General features: G+C 71.6%; 3 protein-coding genes. 2 read left to right on the top strand and 1 reads right to left on the bottom strand.

Annotated features, from left to right (window positions below; all coding sequences use genetic code 11):
- Positions 1–1,001: NYN domain-containing protein (locus C667_RS22255; RefSeq protein WP_004386017.1), on the bottom strand; the 1,001-nt coding region annotated here is incomplete at its 3' end.
- Between the two features lie 155 nt (positions 1,002–1,156).
- On the opposite strand from C667_RS22255, the gene C667_RS22250 reads away from it, so the two are divergent.
- Positions 1,157–1,699, top strand: coding sequence for a superoxide dismutase family protein (locus C667_RS22250; RefSeq protein WP_004386015.1), 543 nt, complete (start codon positions 1,157–1,159; stop codon positions 1,697–1,699).
- On the top strand, positions 1,696–2,295 hold the full coding sequence (locus C667_RS22245) for a hypothetical protein (RefSeq protein WP_004386014.1): 600 nt from the start codon (positions 1,696–1,698) through the stop codon (positions 2,293–2,295). The genes C667_RS22250 and C667_RS22245 overlap by 4 nt, the downstream gene beginning before the upstream one ends.
- The last annotated feature ends 43 nt before the right edge of the window (positions 2,296–2,338 follow it).

Here is a 2,338-nt window from a genome sequence, read left to right as displayed (position 1 = left end):
GGCTCGGGCGCGCTCGCAGGCGTCTCCGCGCTCGCGTCGGCAGGGGTGGTGACGCGTTCGGCGTCGGCGTCCGTCTCGACGCCCTCCCAGCCCGAGCCCGCGCGCGGGGCGGCGCGCTCGGTCACGACGCGCTCCTCCGCCGTCACGAACTCCTCGCGCCCTCCGGGCGCGGCCAGGCCCGGGCCGGGGCGGGTCACGAAGATGCCGGACTTCTCGTCGCGGCCGAGCTCCAGCAGCCCGCGCGCCTGCGCCTCCTCGAGCAGGTTGCCGAAGGCGCGGAAGCCGAAATAGCTCTCGCTGAAGTCCGGCTTGCGGCGCTTGATCGCTTCCTTGAGCATCGACGACCAGATCTTGCCGCTCTCGCCACGCTCGGCGAGCAGGGCGTCGAAGGTCTCGACGGCGATGTCGATCGCCTTGCTGCGGCGCGACTCGAGCTCCTCGCGGCGGGCCTTGTCCTCCTCGGGCTGCTTGCGGCTAGCGGGCGGGTTGTCGCGCGCCTCGCGCTTGGCGGCGGCGCGCTGGCTGTCGCGCACGAGGTCGTCGTAGAAGATGAACTCGTCGCAGTTGGCGATCAGCAGGTCGGAGGTGGATTGCTTGACGCCGACGCCGATCACCTGCTTGGCGTTCTCGCGCAGCTTGGAGACCAGCGGCGAGAAGTCGGAGTCGCCGCTGATGATCACGAAGGTGTCGACATGCGACTTGGTGTAGCACAGGTCGAGCGCATCGACCACGAGGCGGATGTCGGCGGAGTTCTTGCCGGACTGGCGCACGTGGGGGATCTCGATGAGCTCGAAGTTGGCCTCGTGCATCGCGGCCTTGAAGCTCTTGTAGCGGTCCCAGTCGCAGTAGGCCTTCTTGACCACGATGCTGCCCTTGAGCAGCAGGCGCTCGAGCACCCGCTTGATGTCGAACTTCTCGTACTTCGCGTCCCGCACGCCCAGCGCCACGTTCTCGAAGTCGCAGAACAGCGCCATGCTGATGCTGTCGGGGGAGGAAGCCATGGAAATCTCCGTTTCTGATGAGCCGCCGATGTTAAGCCCTCGCCGCTGCGCGTGCCAGCCGATGTACCATCGCGGCCTGTCGCTGCCGGGCGCTGCAGGCCCACCGATCTGTCCTATGCTTGAGAGGCTGGACTCAATCCAATAGGAGAAGACCCATGATCAAGCCCTCCGCCCCCACCGCCGTTCTGTTCGCCGCCCTGCTCGCCGGCACGCTCGCCCTGCCCGCCTCCGCGGCCGAGCGTGCGAGCGCCCGCATCCTCGACCGCCAGGGCGCCGAGCTCGGCACCGCGACCCTGGTCGAAGGCCCGCACGGCGTATTGATCCACATCGTCGCCAAGGGCCTGCCGCCCGGGCCGAAGGCGATCCACATCCACTCCGTGGGCACCTGCGAGGACGGCGCGCAGGGCTTCGTCGCCTCCAAGGGCCACCTCAACCCGGCCGCGAAGCCACACGGGCTCATGAACCCCGACGGTCCGGACGCCGGCGACCTGCCCAACCTCTTCGTGCATGCCGACGGCAGCGTCGAAGCGGAGTTCTTCACCACCCTCGCCAGCCTCTCGGGTGCGGGCGGGCGCGCGAACATCCTCGACGCCGACGGCGCCGCGCTGGTGATCCACGAGAACCGCGACGACCACGCCAGCCAGCCGATCGGCGGCGCCGGCGGGCGCTTCTTCTGCGGCGTGATCGGAGCGCAGTGAGCACGGCAGAGCGCGCACCCCTCGGCACGGACGGAGCGCGGCAGGGCCAGCCCGTCGCGTGCGCGCTCGCGTGTGCGCTCGCGCTGTCTCTCGGCGGCGCGGGCTGCACGCCCGCCGCCGGCGAAGCGGCGCTCACGCCGCGCGGCATTGGGCCGATGCAGCTCGGCGTGCCGCTCGCCGAGGCCGCACGCGACACGCAGCGCTTCGATCCAGCAGCCGGGCAGATCGGCCCCGGCTGCGACGAGCGCGACCAGATCAGCGTGGTGCTGCGCGCCGCCGGGGAGTCGCTGTCGGTGATGGCGATGGCCGGCACCGACGCCGCCATCGAGGAGATCCTCGCCATCCCCGCGGACGGCGCCGGCGCGGTCACGCTGGCCGATGCAGAGGCCTGCCGCGCCCATGGCGCCGCCTTCGCCGCCCGGCTCGCCCCCCGGCTCGGCGAGGCGCTCGCCTGGTCGGTGCGCGAGCGGCCGGTCTCGCTCGAGTTCGTGTTTCCCTTCGCGGGCGATGTGCGCGTGGTGTCGCGCTGGTTCGCCGGCGGCAAGAGCTGCGACCTGCTGCTGCAGTTCGGCAGCAAGGCCGGGGCGGAGCGCTGAGCGCCGCGGCGGGCGGAAAGCGTGGCGCCCGCCGCGGCGGCGT

This window comes from Thauera phenylacetica B4P, from assembly GCF_000310225.1.
Classification (GTDB): domain Bacteria; phylum Pseudomonadota; class Gammaproteobacteria; order Burkholderiales; family Rhodocyclaceae; genus Thauera; species Thauera phenylacetica.
This window is presented reverse-complemented; position numbering and strand designations above follow the sequence as displayed.

What these genes read in the sequence shown, in the direction of transcription:
- C667_RS22250 (WP_004386015.1), top strand. Translation starts at nt 1,157, where the DNA reads ATGATCAAGCCCTCCGCCCCCACCGCCGTTCTGTTCGCCGCCCTGCTC.